General features: G+C 51.1%; 1 protein-coding gene. It reads right to left on the reverse strand.

The genetic code is table 11. The features are described 5' to 3' along the window. Positions 1-1,236 (reverse strand): IS1380 family transposase (locus tag F591_RS0127030; protein WP_019537647.1); only part of this gene is annotated, 1,236 nt, incomplete at its 3' end. Between the last annotated feature and the right edge of the window lie 109 nt (positions 1,237-1,345).

A 1,345-nucleotide genomic window follows, 5' to 3' on the forward strand; every position in this document is an offset into this window, starting at 1 on the left:
CAGTTTCAGAACGACTTGTCGGCTATGCTGAATCATCGTAGCTGCACAGTAGAAGAACTCCAGACGAAACCGGGCAATCGTATACCCTTGATGGACCGGTTCGCAACAGTCTCGCTTGAATCTCTCATAGAGATTGTAGGCGAGCAGCTTGATGATCAGGTCGATTTCATTGGCGGTAAAGTCGCCGGTAGCGATTCGATCGATGGAAAAGCCGCGCTTGGCTTCCTTGATATAGTTCTCCATGCAGCAACGCTGGTTGTAAAATCGCCAAAGGTCAATCGGCTCCCACTCGAGATTGGTGACGATCGCTTCGTACTGCCAGTCCGTATCGAGGAGAAGCCGAGCTTGATCGCCGTCAAACACCTGCGCTTTTCGAATCACCACAACGCGGCGCGGTTTTTTCCAGGAGGTGGCTTTGTAGATCAGGGTAATCCCCTCGATGACCCAATCCTCATCGACAAACCGCTTCCAGTAGCGACACTGCTGCACTTCTGCCTGAAGCCGCTGGGTCCATTTCAATTTTCCGACATACCCAATTCGTTTGGATTCCCAGAGGCTGTAAAAGTCTTCGCCTCCAAATCCCTTGTCAAACCGGGCGTACTTTACCGGACGGTCGCCAAGCAACTCAAAGGTCTGACGAAGGAAGGCGGCAGCATCGGTGGAGGCATGCGTATTCCCGGCGCGGAGTACGGCATTCAGGCACAGGCGTGACTGGCCCTCAAACGCCATCAGCGGATGATAACTTTTCCGTCCGGGTTTGTGGGGATTCGTACCGACGGCCGCTCCCTCTTGCCTGCCGTATACCGTTTCTACCGTGGAGTCCAGATCCACGATAAGTTCGGAAGGTAGACAAGGTGCAATAATCTGCTGATTCAGCTTTCGCAAATCCAGCGTTAAAGTTGGGCGGGTCTTTCCGAGTCTCTCCAGTTCCTTATACAGCAGGGAATGATGCGGGCAACGCCCGCCGAGAAACCGCCGAATGAGCGCGTCGTACCGCAGCTTGCGGAAATGAAAGAGGCGCTCGCATCCGAGTGTCCAGCCGACAATGAGATAGAGCAGAATGCGGAACACTGGAAACTGGGAGTTGCTTTGTTTGACGCAATTCAATTCTTGCAAAGCCTTACCGAGCTTGATTTTTTCGAGATATTCCAGAAAGATTTTGCTTCCTCCGACGCTTGTGGCGTTTTGCAACGAAAATTCGGTCTTGATTTTGCTGATGGGCGTGATAAACTTCACCTAAAGGGTGCTCCTTTCTTTGGGTGATGTGATGTAAGCAAACACCATTCTACCAAAGATTTGGAGCACTTTTTATTTTTTTCAGAAGAGATTACTTTCGAAATTCAGG

It is taken from the genome of Paenibacillus ginsengihumi DSM 21568, from assembly GCF_000380965.1.
Lineage (GTDB): Bacteria > Bacillota > Bacilli > Paenibacillales > NBRC-103111 > Paenibacillus_G > Paenibacillus_G ginsengihumi.